Annotated in this window: 14 protein-coding genes; 5 read left to right on the top strand and 9 right to left on the bottom strand. The window is 67.1% G+C overall.

Translation table 11 applies throughout. The features are described 5' to 3' along the window. Nucleotides 1-22: 22 nt before the first annotated feature. The 4 genes from RZR99_RS05300 to RZR99_RS05285 all read right to left on the bottom strand — a co-directional run bounded on the left by RZR99_RS05300 (nt 23) and on the right by RZR99_RS05285 (nt 4,506). Nucleotides 23-754, bottom strand: a complete 732-nt coding sequence (locus RZR99_RS05300) for a DUF1120 domain-containing protein (RefSeq protein WP_323118692.1) — start codon at nt 752-754, stop codon at nt 23-25. Nucleotides 755-1,514: 760 nt separating this feature from the next. After that, a complete protein-coding gene (locus RZR99_RS05295; RefSeq protein WP_323118691.1) occupies nt 1,515-1,718 on the bottom strand; it encodes a DUF1289 domain-containing protein in 204 nt (67 codons plus the stop codon). Nucleotides 1,719-1,804: 86 nt separating this feature from the next. Then, nucleotides 1,805-3,118: a phospholipase A gene (locus tag RZR99_RS05290; protein ID WP_323118690.1), complete on the bottom strand. Its 1,314-nt coding sequence runs from the start codon at nt 3,116-3,118 to the stop codon at nt 1,805-1,807. Between the two features lie 89 nt (nt 3,119-3,207). Beyond that, nucleotides 3,208-4,506, bottom strand: coding sequence for an Nramp family divalent metal transporter (locus tag RZR99_RS05285; protein ID WP_323118689.1), 1,299 nt, complete (start codon nt 4,504-4,506; stop codon nt 3,208-3,210). 370 nt (nt 4,507-4,876) lie between these two features. Here RZR99_RS05285 and RZR99_RS05280 point away from each other — a divergent pair, with 370 nt between their 5' ends. The 4 genes from RZR99_RS05280 to RZR99_RS05265 all read left to right on the top strand — a co-directional run bounded on the left by RZR99_RS05280 (nt 4,877) and on the right by RZR99_RS05265 (nt 8,964). Next, entirely contained in the window at nt 4,877-5,971 is a 1,095-nt protein-coding gene (locus RZR99_RS05280) for a polyamine ABC transporter substrate-binding protein (RefSeq protein WP_323118688.1), read from the top strand. 91 nt (nt 5,972-6,062) lie between these two features. Then, nucleotides 6,063-7,223 carry an ABC transporter ATP-binding protein gene (locus tag RZR99_RS05275; RefSeq protein WP_323118687.1) on the top strand — a complete coding sequence of 387 codons (1,161 nt, stop codon included), beginning with the start codon at nt 6,063-6,065 and terminating at the stop codon, nt 7,221-7,223. Next, nucleotides 7,220-8,149, top strand: coding sequence for an ABC transporter permease subunit (locus RZR99_RS05270; RefSeq protein ID WP_323118686.1), 930 nt, complete (start codon nt 7,220-7,222; stop codon nt 8,147-8,149). The genes RZR99_RS05275 and RZR99_RS05270 overlap by 4 nt, the downstream gene beginning before the upstream one ends. Continuing rightward, on the top strand, nt 8,146-8,964 hold the full coding sequence (locus RZR99_RS05265; protein WP_323118685.1) for an ABC transporter permease subunit: 819 nt from the start codon (nt 8,146-8,148) through the stop codon (nt 8,962-8,964). The genes RZR99_RS05270 and RZR99_RS05265 overlap by 4 nt, the downstream gene beginning before the upstream one ends. Nucleotides 8,965-9,078: 114 nt before the next feature. On the opposite strand, the gene RZR99_RS05260 is transcribed toward RZR99_RS05265, so the two are convergent. The 4 genes from RZR99_RS05260 to RZR99_RS05245 form a co-directional block, all read right to left on the bottom strand. Continuing rightward, nucleotides 9,079-10,107, bottom strand: a complete 1,029-nt coding sequence (locus RZR99_RS05260; RefSeq protein ID WP_323118684.1) for a MerR family transcriptional regulator — start codon at nt 10,105-10,107, stop codon at nt 9,079-9,081. A gap of 137 nt (nt 10,108-10,244) precedes the next feature. Beyond that, nucleotides 10,245-11,777 (bottom strand): efflux transporter outer membrane subunit, encoded by a 1,533-nt coding sequence (locus tag RZR99_RS05255; protein ID WP_323118683.1) that lies wholly within the window; start codon nt 11,775-11,777, stop codon nt 10,245-10,247. A 2-nt stretch (nt 11,778-11,779) separates the two neighbouring features. Then, on the bottom strand, nt 11,780-14,938 hold the full coding sequence (locus tag RZR99_RS05250; RefSeq protein WP_323118682.1) for an efflux RND transporter permease subunit: 3,159 nt from the start codon (nt 14,936-14,938) through the stop codon (nt 11,780-11,782). Beyond that, nucleotides 14,935-16,050 carry an efflux RND transporter periplasmic adaptor subunit gene (locus RZR99_RS05245; RefSeq protein ID WP_323118681.1) on the bottom strand — a complete coding sequence of 372 codons (1,116 nt, stop codon included), beginning with the start codon at nt 16,048-16,050 and terminating at the stop codon, nt 14,935-14,937. Before RZR99_RS05245 ends, RZR99_RS05250 begins: the two co-directional genes overlap by 4 nt. Before the next feature lie 181 nt (nt 16,051-16,231). Here RZR99_RS05245 and RZR99_RS05240 point away from each other — a divergent pair, with 181 nt between their 5' ends. Then, on the top strand, nt 16,232-16,849 hold the full coding sequence (locus RZR99_RS05240; RefSeq protein ID WP_323118680.1) for a TetR/AcrR family transcriptional regulator: 618 nt from the start codon (nt 16,232-16,234) through the stop codon (nt 16,847-16,849). Between the two features lie 34 nt (nt 16,850-16,883). Here RZR99_RS05240 and RZR99_RS05235 read toward each other — a convergent pair whose 3' ends face one another. After that, complete coding sequence (locus RZR99_RS05235; protein ID WP_323118942.1) at nt 16,884-18,617, bottom strand: ClcB-like voltage-gated chloride channel protein; 1,734 nt, start codon at nt 18,615-18,617, stop codon at nt 16,884-16,886. Between the last annotated feature and the right edge of the window lie 53 nt (nt 18,618-18,670).

Genomic DNA, 18,670 nt, shown 5'->3' with positions numbered 1-18,670 from the left:
CGATCGCGGCTGACGCGCGGGCTTACAGGTAGACGAGCGAGACGGTAGCGAGGCCGTCGAGGTCGATTTCCTGGCTCATGTCGAGATTGGTCGTCTTGTCGATCGCGGCCTGTACTTCGAGCTTGCCAGTGAACACCTTCGCGGCGACAGGCGTCGATTGCCCCTTCTTCGACCAGGATTCGAGACTCGTGTCGCTCGGGTTGGCCAAGCCGTTGGAACTGCCCCAGGTACTGCCCGAGGTGCTGGAGTAGATGGAGTCGACCGCCACGCCGTCCGCCTGGAACGAACCCGGCGTGAAACGATATGCATAGGCACCGATGTTCTTGCTGGATGCCGTGCCGAGCCCGTGATGCATGATCGGCGGGACCGAAAGCCCGAAGAAGGCGATGTTGCCGGAGAATGCGCCGGTTCCCGCGCGGTTGTCGACGACCTTGAGCGCGACGCGCGCCGCTGCGTCGCAGGTGATGGTCAGCGTGTCCGACATCGTTTTCAGCAGCGTGTGCGAGGTCGGGCTGAGTTCCGCCGAGCCGATGTTCCCGTAATCGAAGATGCCGCCGCCCACGAGTACCGGCGTACAGGCTCCCGGCTTGACCTTGCCGCTGATCTTGATGTCGAACGAGTCGGCGAACGCGGTTGTGCTGACTGCCGCGATGACGCCGGCGACGATGATTTGATTGATATTTCTTTTCATTGGGATCGATTTCGTCGAAAGGACAAAACGTGAGCGAGGCGATTTCCAGACCTCGTCCCACACATTGCTTTACGATTTTCCGCGTAAAGCCCGGCTCGAAATTAAATTGATTTCGAGTGAAAAGATAATATTAATGACGACGTTGGTTTGGATATCGTACTGATTCTATTTTTTATGAGATTGACAAGGACTTTGACTAAGAAAATCTCGGATAGTCAATAAATGTACTTTTATGGGGGAATTTGCCGGAAATCGAGTGTTTCATGAATTGATTTATCGAATGGATTTCTGTGAGGAAATTGAATAAAAAATATCTCGATATAAGAAGAGACGGGAAGGTGTGTGATTGATTGTAAAAATAATGTCAATTGAAGATTGAAAAATTTTCGGTGTGATTAATTCAAAGGATTGAATTGATTCTTGTTGGGATTGAATTAACGTGATCGGCGCGCATACGGAAGTAATGCGGCGGATTGGACGGCGCCGCGCCTCATCGAATACCGGTGTGATTGCCGGCGGATGGGCGCGCATGGCCGGACTCGACGAACCCGGAACGGACAAAGGGGGATCGCACCGATGTCCGGCAGGCGTCCGGCATCGGACAGGTGGCCCGCGTGTGCGTTGCGCAACAGCGCAACCGCCCGGCTGGCGTTAGCGTGGGCGTGGGCGAACGGCGAACCGGAGGCAACCGCCAGACGCGGAGCAGCAACACGCGCCGGACAGGCGGCGGGGTGAAGAGGAGAGCGGCTCAAGCGGCGCCCATGCCGCGCTCCGGCTGGAGCGCATCGCGACATCCGACCCGCCGGCTTGCGCCGGTCGGGCCTTACGGCTTGTCGTACTGGAACCGCATCGCGGTGCCTTCGCGCTTGATGCGCGCCCACACGGCCTGCTTTTCCGCGTCGCTCATGAACACCCAGTTCGATACTTCGATCGCCGTGCGGCCGCAGCCCTTGCAGACGTCGTCGAACAGGGTCGAGCAGACCCCGATGCAGGGGCTGTCGGGCGTGTCGTGAAGATTGGAGGCCATCGGGTCGATCGGATGCGGTGAGACGGTGAAGAACGAGCAGCGGTTGCCGGGCGGCAACGCCGCCATGTTAGCGCATTCGCGCGGGCTCAGCGGGCGATGCTCACGCCGACCCGGGCGATCCAGTGCTGGCGGCGGTTGTAGTCCAGCAGATCCTCGCCGTAGCCGTTGAAATAGCCGATCCACAGATAGCCGCCCCACGCGCTGCCGATCAGCTTCGCGAGCGGATAGGTCAACTGGGTGTCGATGCTGCCGTACCCGTGCCGGGTGCCCTTGCGCAGCGTGGTGGCGAGCTGCCAGCCGTCGGGGCTGCCGTATTTCACCAGCAGGTCCATATAGCCTCGGTAGTCGGCGATATCCCGGTTCTCGCTCTTTTCCAGGTAGTAATAGAGCATCGGCGAGATCTGCAGATGGTAGTCGTCCAGATTGCCGAATTCCCACGTCGGCTGCACGAACGCGATGTTCAGGCTGCGCGAATCCGCGCCGGACTTGCCGTTCGATTCGTGGCCGATCCCCGCCGCGATGCCCATTCGCGTGAACCACGCGCTGCGCCATCCGGTGTCGGCGACCGAGTAGAAGAGCCGCGGCTTGTAGCTCGTGTCGCGGAACGGCTTCGAATCGGCGGACAGATCCCAGATCGATGTCTGCGTGTACGAGAAATACAGGTTGTCGAGCAGGCCGCGCGACGCGGGATCGTCGGGCAGATGCAACCGGTATTTGAAGCTGAACTGGAATTTCGCGCTGGTGTCGCCGTTCGTGCCGACCCCGAAGTACATCGGCTCGTAGTACGCGATGTGCGACAGCCAGCCGCGCGATGCGGTGAGCAGCGCATCGCCGGCAGGTTGCGGCGGCGCCGCGGCTGCACCGGGCGCCGCCGACGCCGCGGCGGCCTCGGCGGGCGTCGATGCCCGCTGCCCGGCATGTTCGGCTTGCGCGATCGCGGCCTGACGGGGGCCGCGATCGAGCGTGACGAGCGCCGGCGACGCATCGAAGCCGACCGGCGTGACGGTTACCGCGCCGCGCATGCTGTCGGGCCAGCGCGCCGAGAAGCGTACCTTGCGGTACTCGCCGGGCCGCAGCGCGAAGCGGTCCGGCACGCCGGCGTCGCGCGCGAGCGATACCGGCACGGGAGGCGCTTCGCCGGCCGCGAGCGTGACGTCCAGGGCCGCGGGCGCGGCAACGGTCAGCGGCGCGCCGTCGTCGGCGGAATAGAGCAGGGTGAGCGTCAGCGGTTCGCTCGCCACGGCTTCGCGGGCGGGCTGAAGCAGCGACACGGCGGCATGCGCGGACGTCGCGACGCCGGCGAGCGCGATGGCGGTCCACAACGCGCGCGTCGCGCGGCGGATGCCGGAAATCGGCAAGGCAAGGCGAGGGGACGGCCGGACAGAGGAGCGAACAGGCATGGGCGGGCGATGGGCACGAGGTGTGGACATGGCACGCCGCAGCGACGGCGCACGCGCGGGCGGCGGGCCCGCGGTCGGCCCATTGTAATTCAGCCGCCCATGACGACTTGCCAGACCAGCGCGCCGTTCAGCAGCAGGATGACCGCCGCGCAGCCCCACGCGGCGGCGAGCGGCGCGCCGCCGACGCGCCAGTCGCCCATCAGCGGGCGGTCCGAGGCGAGGCGGATCAGCGGAATCACCGCGAGCGGCAACTGCAGGCTCAGGACGACCTGGCTTGCCACCAACAACTGGTTTGACCCGTGCTGGCCGTACAGGCCGACGGCGACGAGCGCGGGCCCCATCGCGAGCGAACGGGTGAGCAGCGCGCGCTGCCAGCGCGGCAGCGTCAGCTTGAGGAAGCCCTCCATCACGGCTTGCCCGGCGAGCGTGCCGGTGACGGTGGCGGACAATCCGCAGGCGAGCAGCGCCGCCGCGAACAGGATGCCCGCCCAGCGGCTGCCGACGAGGGGCGCGATGAGCCGGTGCGCGTCGGCGAGGTCGGTCACGCCGGTATTGCCGCTCGCGTGGAACACGGCGGCCGCGACGATCAGCAGCGCGGCGTTGATGACGAACGCGAACGACAGCGAGCCGAACGTGTCGAGATTCACGCCGAACAGCGCGCGCCGGATCGAGGCGGTGTCGCGCGCGGGCGCGTGATGCCGGACCAGCGTCGAGTGCAGGTAGAGGTTGTGCGGCATCACGGTGGCGCCGAGCATGCCGGCGGCCAGCCACAGCATGCCGGCATCGCGCAGCAGTTCGGGCGGCGGCAGCGTGCCGGCGAGCGCGGCGCGCCAGTCGGGCTTCGCGAGCGCCACCTCGATCACGAAGCACAATCCGACGAACAGGATCAGCGACGTGATGGCCGCCTCGAGCGTGCGCCGGCCACGCCGCTGCAGCGCCAGCAGCGCGAGCGTGCCGATCGCCGACAGCAGCACGCCGACCGTCAGCGATACCCCGAGCAGCAGTTGCAGCGCGACCGCCGCGCCGACCACCTCGGCGACGTCGCACGCGATGATCGCGATCTCGGCCGTGATCCACAGCAGCAGGGTCGTGCGGCGGCTGTAGCGCTCCCGGCACAGTTGCGCGAGGTCGCGTCCCGACACCACGCCGATCCGCGACGCGAGCCATTGCAGCAGCATCGCCATCAGGCTCGAGGCGATCACGACGCCGAGCAGCCGGTAGCCGTAGCTCGCGCCGCCCGCGAGCGCGGTGGCCCAGTTGCCGGGATCCATGTAGCCGACCGCGACGAGCGCGCCCGCGCCGGCGAACGACAGCCAGCGGCGCGGTCCGGCGGACGCGGCGGGGCCGTGGGACGAGGCAGGACGGGCGGCAAGCGGATCGCTGTTCATCGGCTGGGCGGTCTGTCTGGAGGCGGCGCGGAACGATCGCGACGGGCGCGGCATGCGCCGGCGTTCAATCAGAAGACGAACCAGCCGCGCATAAATTTAGGGTAGGGGGTCCGTTCGGTCGGCGCGGGCCGCCGACGGGGATGGACATGCGGCGATAACCCGATAAAATTGCGCCCATTTCCCGGCGACGGACCGCGTGCCGGTGCCCGCCGCACGAATGTGTTCCGTTTGCGCGACACGGGCGTGTTTTTTTTGTGACAACGCGGGATTGGTGGTAGTTTTCGGGGTTTTCGAGGGGCGGTACGCGCATAACGTGCCGTCGTGACAGGCAGACGACGCCGGACGGGATCCGGCCGGACGGGAGAACGGGATGAAAGCAAAGGTGGCGGGCCGGTTCGCGGCGCTCGCGCTGTGCGTGGGCGCATCGGCGGCGGCAGCGAAGGATACGCAGCTCAATGTCTACAACTGGTCGGACTACATTGCGAAGGACACGATCCCGAACTTCGAGAAGCAGAGCGGCGTCAAGGTCCGCTACGACAACTACGACAGCGACGACACGCTGCAGGCGAAGCTGCTGACCGGCAACTCGGGCTACGACATCGTGGTGCCGACCAGCAACTATGCCGGCAAGCAGATCGCGGCCGGCATCTTCGCGCCGCTCGACAAGTCGAAGCTGCCGAACCTCAAGTACCTCGATCCGCAACTGATGGCGCTCGTCGCGGGCGCCGATCCGGGCAACAAGTACGTGGTGCCCTGGGCGTACGGCACGACGGGCCTCGCCTACAACGTGAACAAGGCCCAGCAGATCCTCGGCAAGGTGCCGCTCGACAACTGGGACATCCTGTTCAAGCCGGAAAACCTCTCCAAGCTGAAGACCTGCGGCGTGTCGGTGCTCGATGCGCCCGACCAGATGTTCGCCGCCGCGCTTCACTACATCGGCAAGGATCCGATGAGCACGAACCCGGCCGACTACCAAGCCGCGATGCAGGTGCTGAAAAAGATCCGTCCGTACATCACCCAGTTCAACTCGTCGGGCTACATCAACGACCTGGTCGGCGGCGACATCTGCTTCGCGTTCGGCTGGTCGGGCGACGTCGTGATCGCGAAGCATCGCGCGATGGAAGCGAAGAAGCCGTACAAGGTCGAGTACTACGTGCCGAAGGGCGGCGCGGGCGTCTGGTTCGACGTGATGGCGATTCCGAAGGACGCGAAGAACAAGGAAGCGGCCCTCGAGTGGATCAACTACATCGAGGATCCGAAAGTCCACGCGGCGATCACGAACGCGGTGTACTACCCGAGCGCGAACCTCGAGGCGCGCAAGTACGTGCGCCCGGACGTCGCGAACGACCCGGCCGTGTACCCGCCGCCCGACGTCGTCAAGACGCTGTTCCTGCTGAAACCGCTGCCGCCGGAGATTCAGCGTCTGCAGACGCGTCTGTGGACTGAGCTCAAGTCCGGACGCTGACGCGGGAGCCGCAGCGCATCGCATCCGTTCATGAAGCCCCTGGCAACCCCGGGGGCTTTGTTCGTCAAACGCAGGAGTGAAGCAGCAGATTATGAATAGCCAGTCGAGCGCGCCGGTCGCGGGCGTGCCGTCCAACCCGTCTCCGTCCGGCGCCGAAGCGCGCGCCGAGAATTTTGTCCAGATCGTCGATGTCGTCAAGCAGTTCGGCGAGACCACGGCGGTGCGCCAGGTCAATCTTTCCGTGCGCAAGGGCGAACTGTTCGCGCTGCTCGGCAGCTCGGGATGCGGCAAGTCCACGCTGCTGCGGATGCTGGCCGGACTCGAGTCGATCACGTCGGGCAAGATCCTGATCGACGGCGAGGATCTCGCGCAGCTGCCGCCGTACAAGCGGCCGGTGAACATGATGTTCCAGTCGTACGCGCTGTTCCCGCACATGTCGGTCGAGTCTAATGTCGCGTTCGGCCTCAAGCAGGAAGGCGTGCCGAAGACCGAGCTGAAGGAGCGCGTGCGCGCCGCGCTGGAGCTGGTGCAGATGGGCCGCTACGCGAGCCGCAAGCCGCACCAGCTGTCGGGCGGCCAGCAGCAGCGCGTCGCGCTCGCGCGCTCGCTGGTCAAGCGGCCGAAGCTGCTGCTGCTCGACGAGCCGATGTCCGCGCTCGACAAGCAGATCCGCCAGCGCACCCAGATCGAGCTGGTCAACATCCTCGACAAAGTGGGCGTCACCTGCATCATGGTCACCCACGACCAGGAAGAGGCGATGACGATGGCGGGCCGCCTCGCGGTGATGAGCGAGGGCGAGATCGTGCAGATCGGCTCGCCGCTCGAAGTCTACGAATACCCGAACAGCCGCTTCTCCGCCGAGTTCATCGGTTCGACTAACCTGTTCGACGGCACGGTCGTCGAGGACGAGCCCGATCACGTGTTCATCGACACGCCGGACCTGCCGAGCCGGATGTACGTGAACCACGGCATCTCCGGTCCGCTCGGCATGCCGGTCACGGTCTCGGTGCGCCCCGAGCGGATCGCGCTCACGCGCAAGCCGCCCGAAGGCGCGTACAACTGGGCGCACGGCGCGATCACGAACGTCGCGTATGTCGGCGGCTACTCGCTGTATCACGTCAAGCTCGATTCCGGCAAGGTGGTGATCGCGAACGTGTCGAGCCTCGCGATCGCGGACATGGATTCGCCGGGCTGGGGCGACGAGATCTACGTGCGCTGGAGCGCCGCGGCCGGCGTGGTGCTGACGTCATGAGCGCGCTTTCCTCCCTGTTCGCATGGCCGGTGCGCAAGCTCGGGCTGACCGGCCGCTCGGCGGTCGTCGCCGGGCCGTTCATCTGGCTGCTGCTGTTCTTCCTGGTGCCGTTCATCCTGGTCGTCAAGATCAGTTTCGCGGAGCTGGAGCTCGGCATTCCGCCGTACACCGAGCTGACCAAGTTCACCGACGGCGTGCTGCAGATCACGCTGAACCTGCAGCACTACGCGTTCCTGTTCACCGACAGCCTGTATTTCGCGACCTACGTGAATTCGCTGGTGGTCGCGGGGATCACGACGCTGCTGTGCCTGCTGCTCGGCTATCCGATGGCGTACTACATCGCGCGCTCGAATCCGGCGACTCGCAACATCCTGATGATGGCGGTGATGCTGCCGTTCTGGACCTCGTTCCTGATCCGGGTGTACGCGTGGATCGGCATCCTGAAGAACAACGGACTGCTGAATCACTTCCTGCTGTGGACGGGCCTCATCGGCACGCCGATCGAGCTGTACCGGACCAACGTCGCGGTCTATATCGGCATGGTGTATTCGTATCTGCCGTTCCTCGTGATGCCGCTGTACGCGCACCTCGTGAAAATGGACCTGCGCCTGCTCGAAGCCGCGTACGACCTCGGCGCGAAGCCGTGGAAGGCGTTCGTGCAGATCACGCTGCCGCTGTCGAAGAACGGCATCATCGCGGGTTGCCTGCTGGTGTTTATTCCGGCGGTGGGCGAGTACGTGATTCCCGAACTGCTCGGCGGCGCGAACACGCTGATGATCGGCCGCGTGATGTGGAACGAGTTCTTCAACAACGCGGACTGGCCGATGGCGTCGGCCGTGACCTGCGCGATGGTGCTGCTGCTGCTCGTGCCGATGGCGATGTTCCAGCATTTCCAGGCGAAGGAACTGGAGGGCCGCCGCCGATGAAGCCGAATCGTTATTTGCAGTTCGCGGCACTCGCGCTCGGCTTCGCGTTCCTTTACATCCCGATCCTCAGCCTGATCGTCTACTCGTTCAACGAGTCGGCGCTGGTGACGGTGTGGTCGGGGTTTTCGACCCGCTGGTACACGGCGCTCGTGCAGGATTCCGAGCTGATCGCGGCGGCCTGGCTGTCGCTGAAGATCGGCATGATGACGGCATTCGCGTCGGTCTTCATCGGCACCTGGGCGGGCTTCGTGCTGGCCCGGATGGGCCGCTTTCGCGGCTTCGCGTTGTATAGCGGCATGATCAACGCGCCGCTCGTGATTCCCGAGGTGATCCAGGGTATCTCGCTGCTGCTGCTGTTCATCGAACTGGGCAAGTGGTTCGGCTGGCCGGCGGAGCGCGGCGTGTTCACGATCTGGCTCGGCCACGTGATGCTGTGCATCTCGTATGTCGCGATCATCGTGCAGTCGCGCGTGCGCGAGCTGAACCCTTCGCTGGAAGAAGCCGCGCTCGATCTCGGCGCGACGCCGCTCAAGGTGTTCTTCACGATCACGCTGCCGCTGATCTCGCAGGCGCTGATCTCCGGCTGGCTGCTGTCGTTCACGCTGTCGATCGACGATCTGGTGCTGTCCGCGTTCCTGTCCGGCCCGGGCTCGACGACCTTGCCGCTCGTCGTGTTCTCGCGGGTGCGCCTCGGCCTGAATCCGGAAATGAACGCGCTCGCGACGCTGTTCATCGCGGCGGTGACGATCGGCGTGCTGGGCGCGAATTACTTCATGCTGCGCGCGGAGCGGAAGAAGATGGCGGAAGTGCTGTAGTCGAACGCCGCTTCATGCGAAGACCCGGCGCGGGGATATCCGGCGCCGGGTTTTTTTTGCCCGCGAGTTTCGTTGGCGATACCGGCTACCGGTGCGGCAGCGCTCGCTTCGGAATCAGGACGATTGCGCGAGATGCGCGGTCGCCGCGCGGATGAAGTCGGCCACGGCGTCATCCACCCACGAGCCGATCAGCAGGTCCGGCTCATGCAGCTGCGCGTCGCGGAACTTGCGGTGCGTGTCGGGATCGTCTCCCGCGAACGCGCGGAAGAGCGCGTGCCAGCGCGACGCGAGTTGGCGAGCCCGGGGGGCATCCGGCGTCACGCCCTGATCGATCGCGTCGCGTACCTCGCCGATCAGCTGCGGCCATTCGTAGGCGTGCTGGCCGAAATGCGCGCGCGTGAAACGCATTTCGTCCGCGGTCAGGTATTGCTCGTAGATCACGAGTTTCGTCTCGGAGAACGCCCGCAGCACGTAAGCCAGCAGCTCGGGCGAGATGCCGGACTGGTGCTGCATCGACGGTTCGCGCACGTGCATCAGGTTCAGCTTGGCGAGCAGGCGCGGATCGTTATTGGTGTCGCGCTTGAGCATCGTCATCCAGCGCAGCGACAGCGCCTGCGCGGCGTCGCTCTCCGGCGGCACGCGCTGCGCCATCAGCGCGCTCACGTCGGCGACGAGCGCCGCCCATTCGGCTTCTCGTGCTTCGTCGAGGTGGTACAGCGGCAGGCGGGCGAGTTCGTCTTCAGAAAAGTATGAGTCGTACACGGTCATCATCTCCAGGGTCGTGAGCCAGTCGGCCAGATCCGGTTCGCTGCCGTCCTGCAAGACCGCGTTCAGGCGCATCAGACGATCGCGCAGCTGGGCGGCCTGGCGGATCTGCCGGTCGAGCGCGTGGACCTGCCGCTCGACGAGCGCCGCCAGCGAGGTGCCGGGTCCGTCCAGGTAGGTTCCGATGTCGGCCAGCGCGAGGCCGAAACGACGCAGCGCCTGGATCCGGTGCAGCCGGGCGATGTCGTGACGGTCGTACAGCCGGTAGCCGGTATCGGAACGCGCCGACGGTTTGAGCAGGCCGATGTCGTCGTAGTGGTGCAGCGTCCGGACCGTCAGCCCGCAGCGCTTCGCCAGTTCTCCCACCTTGAGCCGCATCGGCACCCTCCGTTTCGAACGCATGATGAAGCGTAGAACCTTACGTTACGTGAGGGTCAAGCGGTATCGGGACGATTGCGGCGAGGAGGTGGTGAAGGGGAGGAAACGGGCGAGCGGGGCCGCTCGCCCGGCAACCGCTAATCCTGCGCGCCCGATGAAGCCGCCGGTGCGCGGGCGGACGCGGACGGCAGCGCGAGCGGGTCGGCTTGCGCGCCGGCGGGCGGCGTGCCCATCGCCTGGAACAGCCGGGCGGTATCGGCGAGCCGCGTGCCCGTCGAGCGGATCTCGTCGAGGCGCGCGTTGCGGTACTGCTGCTCGCTCGAGCGTCCGGCCGACGGCGGCAACGCGCCGAGCCGCACCCGCGCGCTGGTGTCGTCGAACACGCCGCGCGCGGCGAGCGCCGCGCGATTCGACGCGTCGAGCGACTGCGCGTCGTTGTCGAGCGACGCGAGCGTATCGGCGACGTTCTGGAACGCGCCGAGCACGGTCTGCTTGTACTGTTCGACGGCCGCCTCGTAGGTCGCCTTCGCCGCGCGGCGCTGCGCGAGCAGCGCGCCGCCGTGGAACAGCGGCTGCGTCAGCGATGCGCCGACGCTCCAGATCGCGCCGCCGCCCGACAGCATCGCGGGCCAGTTGAAGCCGGCTTGCCCCATCGACGCCGACAACGAAATCTGCGGGAACAGCTGCGCGGTCGCGACGCCTACCTCGGCGGCGGCCGCTTTCAGCCCGGCGTCGGCAGCCTGGATGTCGGGCCGCGCGCGCAACAGGTCGGACGGCACGACGACCGGTACCTCGGTCGGCAACTGCAGATCGGCGAGCGCGAGATCGGGCGGTGCCTGGTCCGGCGTGCGGCCGAGCAGCACGGCGAGCGCGTGGCGCGCCGTCTGCCATTGCTGGCGCAGCGCCGGCAGGCTCGCGGCGAGCGACGCGGCGCTTTGCTGCGCACCCAGCATGTCGCTGTGGGACGCCGCACCCAGACGGTGGCGCCGCGCGGCGTCGTCGGCCTGCTGGTCGGCGAGCGCGACCAGCCGCTCGGTCGTGTCGACCTGTTCGTGCAGCGCGGCCGCGGTGATCGCCGCGGTCACGATGTTGGCCGCCAGCGCTCGGCGGGCGGAGTCGAGCTGATACGCGCTGACGTCGACCCGCTTCGCCAGCGCCTGGTTCGCGAAACGCGCGGCGCCGAACAGGTCGAGCGTGTAGTTCGCCTGCAACTGGCCGGCGAACACGTTGTACAGCACCGTCTTCGGGCCGAACGACGGGACGCCGAGCGCGCGCTGGCGGGTGGCCTGGCCGCCCGCGTCGATGGTCGGCAGCAGCGAGCCGCCGATCTGCGCGCGCAACTGCTCGCGCGCGGCGGTCAGGCTCTTGGCGGCCGCGGCGAGCGTGGGGCTGTTGCGCAGGCCCTCGTCGACCAGCGCGTCGAGCGCGTCGGACCGGTACCGCTTCCACCAGTCGGGCACGGGCTGCGCGCCGACATCGAAGCGCTGCGCGACGCCTTGCGCGGCGACGGTCGCCTCCGGCAGCGACGCGGCGCCGTAGTGCGCGGGGGAGGTCAGCACGGGCGGTGCGCCGCTCGGAGCGAACAGCGAGCAGCCGGCCAGCGCGGCCAGTGCGGCGGCCGCGCAAGCGGCGCGCGCGGCCGGCAGGAACAGGAGAGTCGTATCGCGCATGGTCAGGCTCCCGTGGACGTGGCGGCCGGCGCCTGCGGATCGCGTTCGTCCGGTTTCACCCGGAACCACGTCGCGTACAGCGCGGGCAGATAGAACAGCGTCAGCACCGTGGCGCTCGTGATGCCGCCCATCAGCGCGGTCGCCATCGGGCCGAAGAAGTTCGAGCGCAGCAGCGGAATCAGCGCGAGGACGGCGGCGGCGGCCGTCAGCGTGATCGGCCGGAAGCGCCGCACGGTCGCGCCGATGATCGCGTCGAAGCGGCCATGACCGACGGCGATGTCCTGTTCGATCTGGTCGACCAGGATCACCGAGTTGCGCATGATGATCCCGAACATCGCGATCACGCCGAGCATCGCGACGAAGCCGAACGGCTGGCCGAACAGCAGCAGCGTGCCGACCACGCCGATCAGGCCGAGCGGGGCGGTCAGCACCACCATCAGCACCCGCGAGAAGCTTTGCAGCTGGATCATCAGCAGCGTCAGCACGGCGATCACCATCAGCGGCATCTGCGCGTTGATCGAGGCCTGCGCCTTCGCGCTTTCCTCGACCGAGCCGCCGATCTCGATCCGATAGCCGACCGGCAGCTGCGCGCGCAGCGCATCGAGCGACTTGTCGATCGCATGGGTCACGTCGATGCCCTGGGCGCCGGTGCGCACGTCGGATTGCACGGTGATGGTCGGCTGCCGGTCGCGTTCCCAGATCACGCCGTATTCGAGATCGGTGTGGAAGCGGCCGATCGAGCCGAGCGGCACCGGGCCGTTCGGCGTCGGCATCGCGAGGCCGGCCAGGCTGGCGGGATCGACGCGGTCCGCCTTCGGCGCACGCAGATCGACGGCGATCAGCTTGTCGCGTTCGCGGTATTGCGTGACGGTGTAGCCTGACAGCGTCATCGCGAGGAAATTCGATACGTCCTGCGACGTCACGTTGAGCTCGCGCGCCTTCTGCTGATCGACGTCGAAGCGCACCGAGCGCTCGGACGGCTCGTCCCAGTCGAACTGCACGTTGACCGCCCGGGCGTCGTCGCGCATCGTCGCCGCGACCTTCTCGGCGATCGCGCGCACGGTCGCGATGCTGTCGCCGCTCACGCGGAACTGCACCGGATAGCCGACGGGTGGACCGTTCTCGAGACGCGACAGGCGCCAGCGCACCGCCGGGTACTGGTTGCGCAGCGTCGTTTCGAGCCAGCGCGCGAGCTTTTCGCGCGCCTCGACGGATTTCGCGGTGATCACGAACTGCGCGAAATTCGGCTGCGGCAGTTGCTGGTCGAGCGGCAGATAGAAGCGCGGCGCGCCGGTGCCGACGAAATTCACCAGATGATCGATTTCCGGACGCTTGTCGAGCGTCTTCTCGAGGCGCTGGGTCTCGCGCAGCGTGGCGTTGAACGACGCGCCCTCCGGCAGGCGCAGGTCGACCAGCAGTTCGGGGCGGTCGGAACTCGGGAAGAACTGCTGCGGCACCAGCGCGAAGCCGGCCAGCGCGACGACGAACAGCGCGCCGGTGATCAGCAGCACGACGAAGCGCCGTTCGATGCACCAGGAGATCCAGATGCGCAGGCGGCCATAGAAACGGGTGTCGTAGATATCGTGCTCGTGGACGTGGTCGGGCGGCGCGGCGTGGGCGGCGGCGGACGGCGGCGCCCCTTCCTTCGGCGCATGCTTGCGTTCGGGCAACAGGTGATAGCCCAGCAGCGGAATCAGCACGACGGCCGCGAACCACGACGCGATCAGCGCGATCGCCGACACCTCGAAAATCGAACGGGTATATTCGCCGGTGCTCGATTTCGCGAGCGCGATCGGCAGGAAGCCCGACACGGTGACGAGCGTGCCGGTCAGCATCGGGAACGCCGTGCTGGTGTACGCGAACGCGGCGGCGCGCGCGCGGCTGTAACCCTGCTCGAGTTTCACCGCCATCATCTCGACCGCGATGATCGCGTCGTCGACGAGCAGGCCGAGCGCGAGCACGAGCGTGCCGAGCGATACCTTGTGCAGCCCGATGTCGAACAGGTACATGAACAGCGCGGTGACGGCGAGCACGACCGGGATCGAGATCACCACGACCATCCCGGTGCGCAGCCCGAGCGAGATCAGGCTCACGACCAGCACGATCGCGACCGCCTCGGCGACGGCTTCGAGGAAGTCGTCGACCGAATGCGACACCGCGTGCGGCATGCTCGACACTTCGGTCAGCTTGAGGCCGGCGGGCAGTTCGGCCCGCAGCGTCTGCGACGTCGCGTCGAGCGCCTTGCCGAGGCGGATCACGTCGCCGCCCGGCTGCATCGTGATGCCGATGCCGAGCACCGCGTGGCCGTTCGCGCGCATCTGCGTGACGGGCGGGTCGTCGTAGCCGCGCTTCACGGTCGCCAGCTCGCCCAGGCGGAAGGTGCGGCCGTTGATGCGGATCAGGGTGTCGGCGATCGCGTCGACGCTGCGGTATTGGCCGCTCGGGCGGATGAACACGCGATCGTCGGCGGTCGTCAGCACGCCGGGCGACGACACGTCGTTTTGCGCGTTGATCGCCTGCGCGAGCTGCTGCGGCGAGATGCCGAGCCGGGTCAGCCGGGTGTTGTCGACCTCGATGAAGATGCGCTGGTCGGGATCGCCGAAGTAATCGACCTTGCCGACGCCCGGCACCCGCAGCAGGACGGTGCGCAGCTGGTCCGCGTAGTCGTGCAGCTGCGCGGGCGAGAAGCCGTCGCCCTCGAGCGTATAGATGTTGGTATAGACGTCGCCGAATTCGTCGTTGAAGAACGGACCCTGCACGCCCGGCGGCAGCGTTGCGGCGATGTCGCCGACCTTCTTGCGGATCTGGTACCAGGTCTCGGGCACGTTCTTCACGGGCGCCGAATCCTTCATCGTGAAGAACAGCAGCGATTCGCCGGGGCGCGAGTAGCTGCGCAGGAAGTCGATCGCGGGCGTTTCCTGCAGCTTGCGGCCGATGCGATCGGTGACCTGCTCCTGCATCTGGCGCGCGGTCGCGCCCGGCCAGAACGTGCGGATCACCATCACGCGGAACGTGAACGGCGGATCCTCCGACTGCGCGAGGCGCGTGTACGCGAGGATGCCGGCGACCGTCGCCAGCACGATCAGGTAGACGACCAGCGCCTGGTGGCGCAGCGCCCACGCGGACAGGTTGAAGCGTCCTTCTTCGCGGGCCGCGCTCATGACGCGACATCCTCCGGATGAAGCGGCGCGACCGGGCGGACCTTCTCGCCCGCGCTGACGGTATGCGCGCCTTGCAGCACGACGCGCTCCCCGTCGCTCAGGCCCTGCGAAACGGTGATCGTGCGTTCGTCGTAGCGGGCGACCGCGACGCGGCGCAATTCGAGCGTGTCGTCCTTCGCGCGCACGACCCACACCGCGGGCGCCTGGCCGTCGTGAAAGAGCGCGGTGACGGGCAGCGTATAGGCCGCCGCGCCGGTCTGGCCGGCCGGCGCGGCACCCGCGAACGCGACATCGGCGGTCATGCCGAGGCGCACCGCGTCGTCGGGCCGCTCGAGCGTCAGCTTGACGCGGTAGGTGCGGCTCTGGGGGTCGGCCGCCGGCGAGATTTCGCGGACCTTCGCATTGAAGGCGCGGCCCGGCAGCGACGGCAGCGTAATGGTGGCGGCGTGGCCCGGGCTCAGCAGCGCCAGCGCGCTTTCCGGCACGTCGCTGACGACGTCGACGTCGCCCGCCCACGCGAGCTGGTACACCGGCTGCCCGGCGGAGAGGTTCTGCCCGGTGTCGGCCTGCTCGGCGGTGATGTAGCCGGCGTGATCCGCGACGAGCGTCGCGTACTGGAGCTGGTTGCGGGCGAGCGCGAGCTGCTGGGTCGCCTGGTCGCGTTGCGCGAGCGCCGACGCATAGGTGTTCTCGGTCTGTTCGAGCTGCGCGGCGGCGATCAGGTTCTCGCGGGCCTGCGCGCGGTCGCGGTCGAGCTGCTGCCGAGCGAACGTGAGGCCGTGCGACGCGGCGTCGAGCTGCGCCTGCGCGCTCGCCGCGTTCTTCGCGACGTCCGAGCTGTCGAGCAGCGCGACGACCTGGCCCTTCTTCACGGTGTCGCCGAGACGCACCTTGCGCTCGACGAGCTTGCCGGCAATCCGGAACGACAGCGGCGTCGCATAGCGCGCCTGGATCTCGCCGGGCAGCGACACGGCGGCGGTTGCGCCGTCGGCGTGGACCGGCAGCGCGACGACGGGGCGCAGCGTGGGTGCGACGGTTTCTTTCTGATGACAGGCGGCAAGGACGAGCGCGGCGCCCAAAGCGACGGCAACGCGAGAACCGGAACGATTCACGGTGACTCCACAAGAGGAGAGGACGGAACCCGGCAAGCAGACGGCGCTTGCCGCGTACTGAGCGCGCCCGACGAAGGCACATCGCCAGGCCGGCTTTCGAAAACCCGCCTGGATTCTAATACAGTGTTGTATCTGAGTGCAAAGATGAATCCGTGATGGAAAAAATGCTAGACTGCGCGCCATGAAACCAAAGCGCTTGACCCGGGAGCAAAGCAAGGATCTGACGCGCGAGCGTCTGCTGAAGGCTGCGCAGTCGATTTTCATGAAGAAAGGCTATGTGGCGGCGAGCGTCGAGGACATTGCCGCCGCCGCCGGCTATACGCGCGGCGCGTTCTATTCGAACTTCAGCAGCAAGGCCGAACTGCTGCTCCTGCTGCTGAAGCGCGATCACGACACCGTGCAGGCGGAGTTGCAGCAGATCTTCGACGGCGGCGGCACGCGCGAGCACATGGAGGCGAACGTCCTCGAGTACTACAGCCAGCTGTTCCGCAACAACCACATGTTCCTGCTGTGGGTGGAAGCGAAGCTGCAGGCGACGCGCGACGCGAAATTCCGCCAGCGCTTCACCGCTTTCCTGCAGGAAAAGCGCGAACAGATGGCGAACTACATCCAGATGTTCGCCGAACGCACCGGCGCGCCGCTGCCGTTGCCGGCCGACGTGCTTGCGCTGGGCTTGATGAGCTTGTGCGACGGCGTGCTGTCGTACCACACGGTCGATCCGAAGCAGGTGACGAGCACCGCGGCGGAAGCGGTGCTGGCGGGATTTTTCGCCCGCGTGGTGCTCGGCCGCACGGAGTAGCGGCCGGCTCGTGCGACGGCGTTTGGCGCCGTGCTCAGCGGTCGCCGTTCATGCGCCGGTACGCGTCGAGCAGCGAGGTCTTGTAGACCACCCCCGCGAGCGTCGGCTCCGCGAGGCTCTCGACCACCGGCAGCCGTTCTCCCTGAAACGCCATGAAGTGTTCGAGCGCCTGGCCGAGCGGCAGGTCCGGCGTCAGCAGCGGAAACGGCGTGTGCAGGTAGTTCGCCGCGCTCTTGTGGGCGGTGTCGCGCCGGTCGAGCAGATCCGACGTGATGTCCTTCAGCGCGACCGCGCCGCGAAAACGGCCCGCGTCGTCCGTCACGTACAGATACTTCACCGGATACTCGAGGAACACCCGCGTCATGTCGGCGACGCTCGCCGTCATCGGCACGACCGTCGCCGCGGGCTGGATCAGTTCGCGCATCTGGGTCGTCCTGAGCCGCATCCGCTCCTGTTCGTCCTCGTGGCGCCGCAGCGTGATCTCGTACATCGACGTCTTGCCGATCGCGCGCGCGGCGAAATAGGCGACCACGCACGACACCATCAGCGGCAGCACCACCTGATAGCTGAGCGTCATCTCGAAGATCATCAGGATCGCCATCAGCGGCGCCTGCGTCGCGCCCGCGAGGAACGCGCCCATCCCGACCATCGCGTACGCGTAGGCGGCCGACGTGTGCCCGGGCAGCAGCGCCTGCATCGCGAAGCCGAACAGCGAGCCGAACACCGCGCCGACGAACAGCGTCGGCGTGAAGATCCCGCCCACCGCGCCGGAGCCGGCGGTCGCGGCGGTCGCGAGCAGCTTGAACACCAACACCGCGACCAGCGCCTGCCAGGTCCACGGCGAATGCAGGATATCGTTGACCACGCTGTAGCCGTTGCCCCACACGTCGGGCACCCACACCGAGATCACGCCGACGATCAGGCCGCCGAGCGCCAGCCGGACCGGCAGCGGCAGGGGCAGCCGCCGGAACTGCGCCTTCGACACATCGAGGAGCCGCAGGAACTGCGGCGCGGCGGCGCCGCACAGCAGGCCGAGCGCGACGAACAGCAGCACTTCGAGCCCCGTCACGGGCGGAAACACCGGCATTTCGTAGGGGGGCTTGTAGCCGGCGAATTCGCGCATCGTGATGTTGGCGACCACCGACGCGACCACCACCGGCCCGAAGCTCTGCATCGCGATCGAGCCGAGCACGATCTCGCACACGAAGAACGCGCCCGCGATCGGCGCGTTGTACGCGGACGTGATCCCGGCCGCCGCGCCGCACGCGACCAGCAGGCGCAGACGGGGCGGATCGAAGTGCGCGAAGCGGCCGACCAGCGACGCGGCGAGCGCGGCGAGCTGCACCATCGGGCCTTCGCGTCCGATCGAGCCGCCGCTGCCGATCGTCAGCAGCGACGACACGCTGCGCCAGATGCTTTGCCGGACCGGCACCACGCCGTCGCCGAGCGCGACCGCCTCCATGTAGTCGGTGTTGCCTTCCTTGCCCGCGCCGCGTTTCGCGATCAGCAGCACGCAGCCCGCCAGGAAGCCGCCCGCGGCGGGCATCCAGAAGCGGACGTGCCACGGCAGGCGCTTGGCCATGTCGACGAAGCTGCCGCTCGAGCCGGACAGCAGGCGCTGCATCAGTTCGATGCCTTCCCGGAACGCCACCGTGGCGAACGCGCCGCCGATGCCGACGATGACGGACCACACGAGCATCGTGTGCGCGTCGGACAGGCGAAACAGCGTCTGCGCGCGGGTGCGAAGTTTCAGGAGGAATGAAAGCACGACGGAGAAGGGCATCCGAATGAAATCGAGCGCAAGAATAGCACCGCGCCGCG

The sequence above is a fragment of the Burkholderia alba genome, assembly GCF_034721475.1.
Lineage (GTDB): Bacteria > Pseudomonadota > Gammaproteobacteria > Burkholderiales > Burkholderiaceae > Burkholderia > Burkholderia alba.
This window is presented reverse-complemented; position numbering and strand designations above follow the sequence as displayed.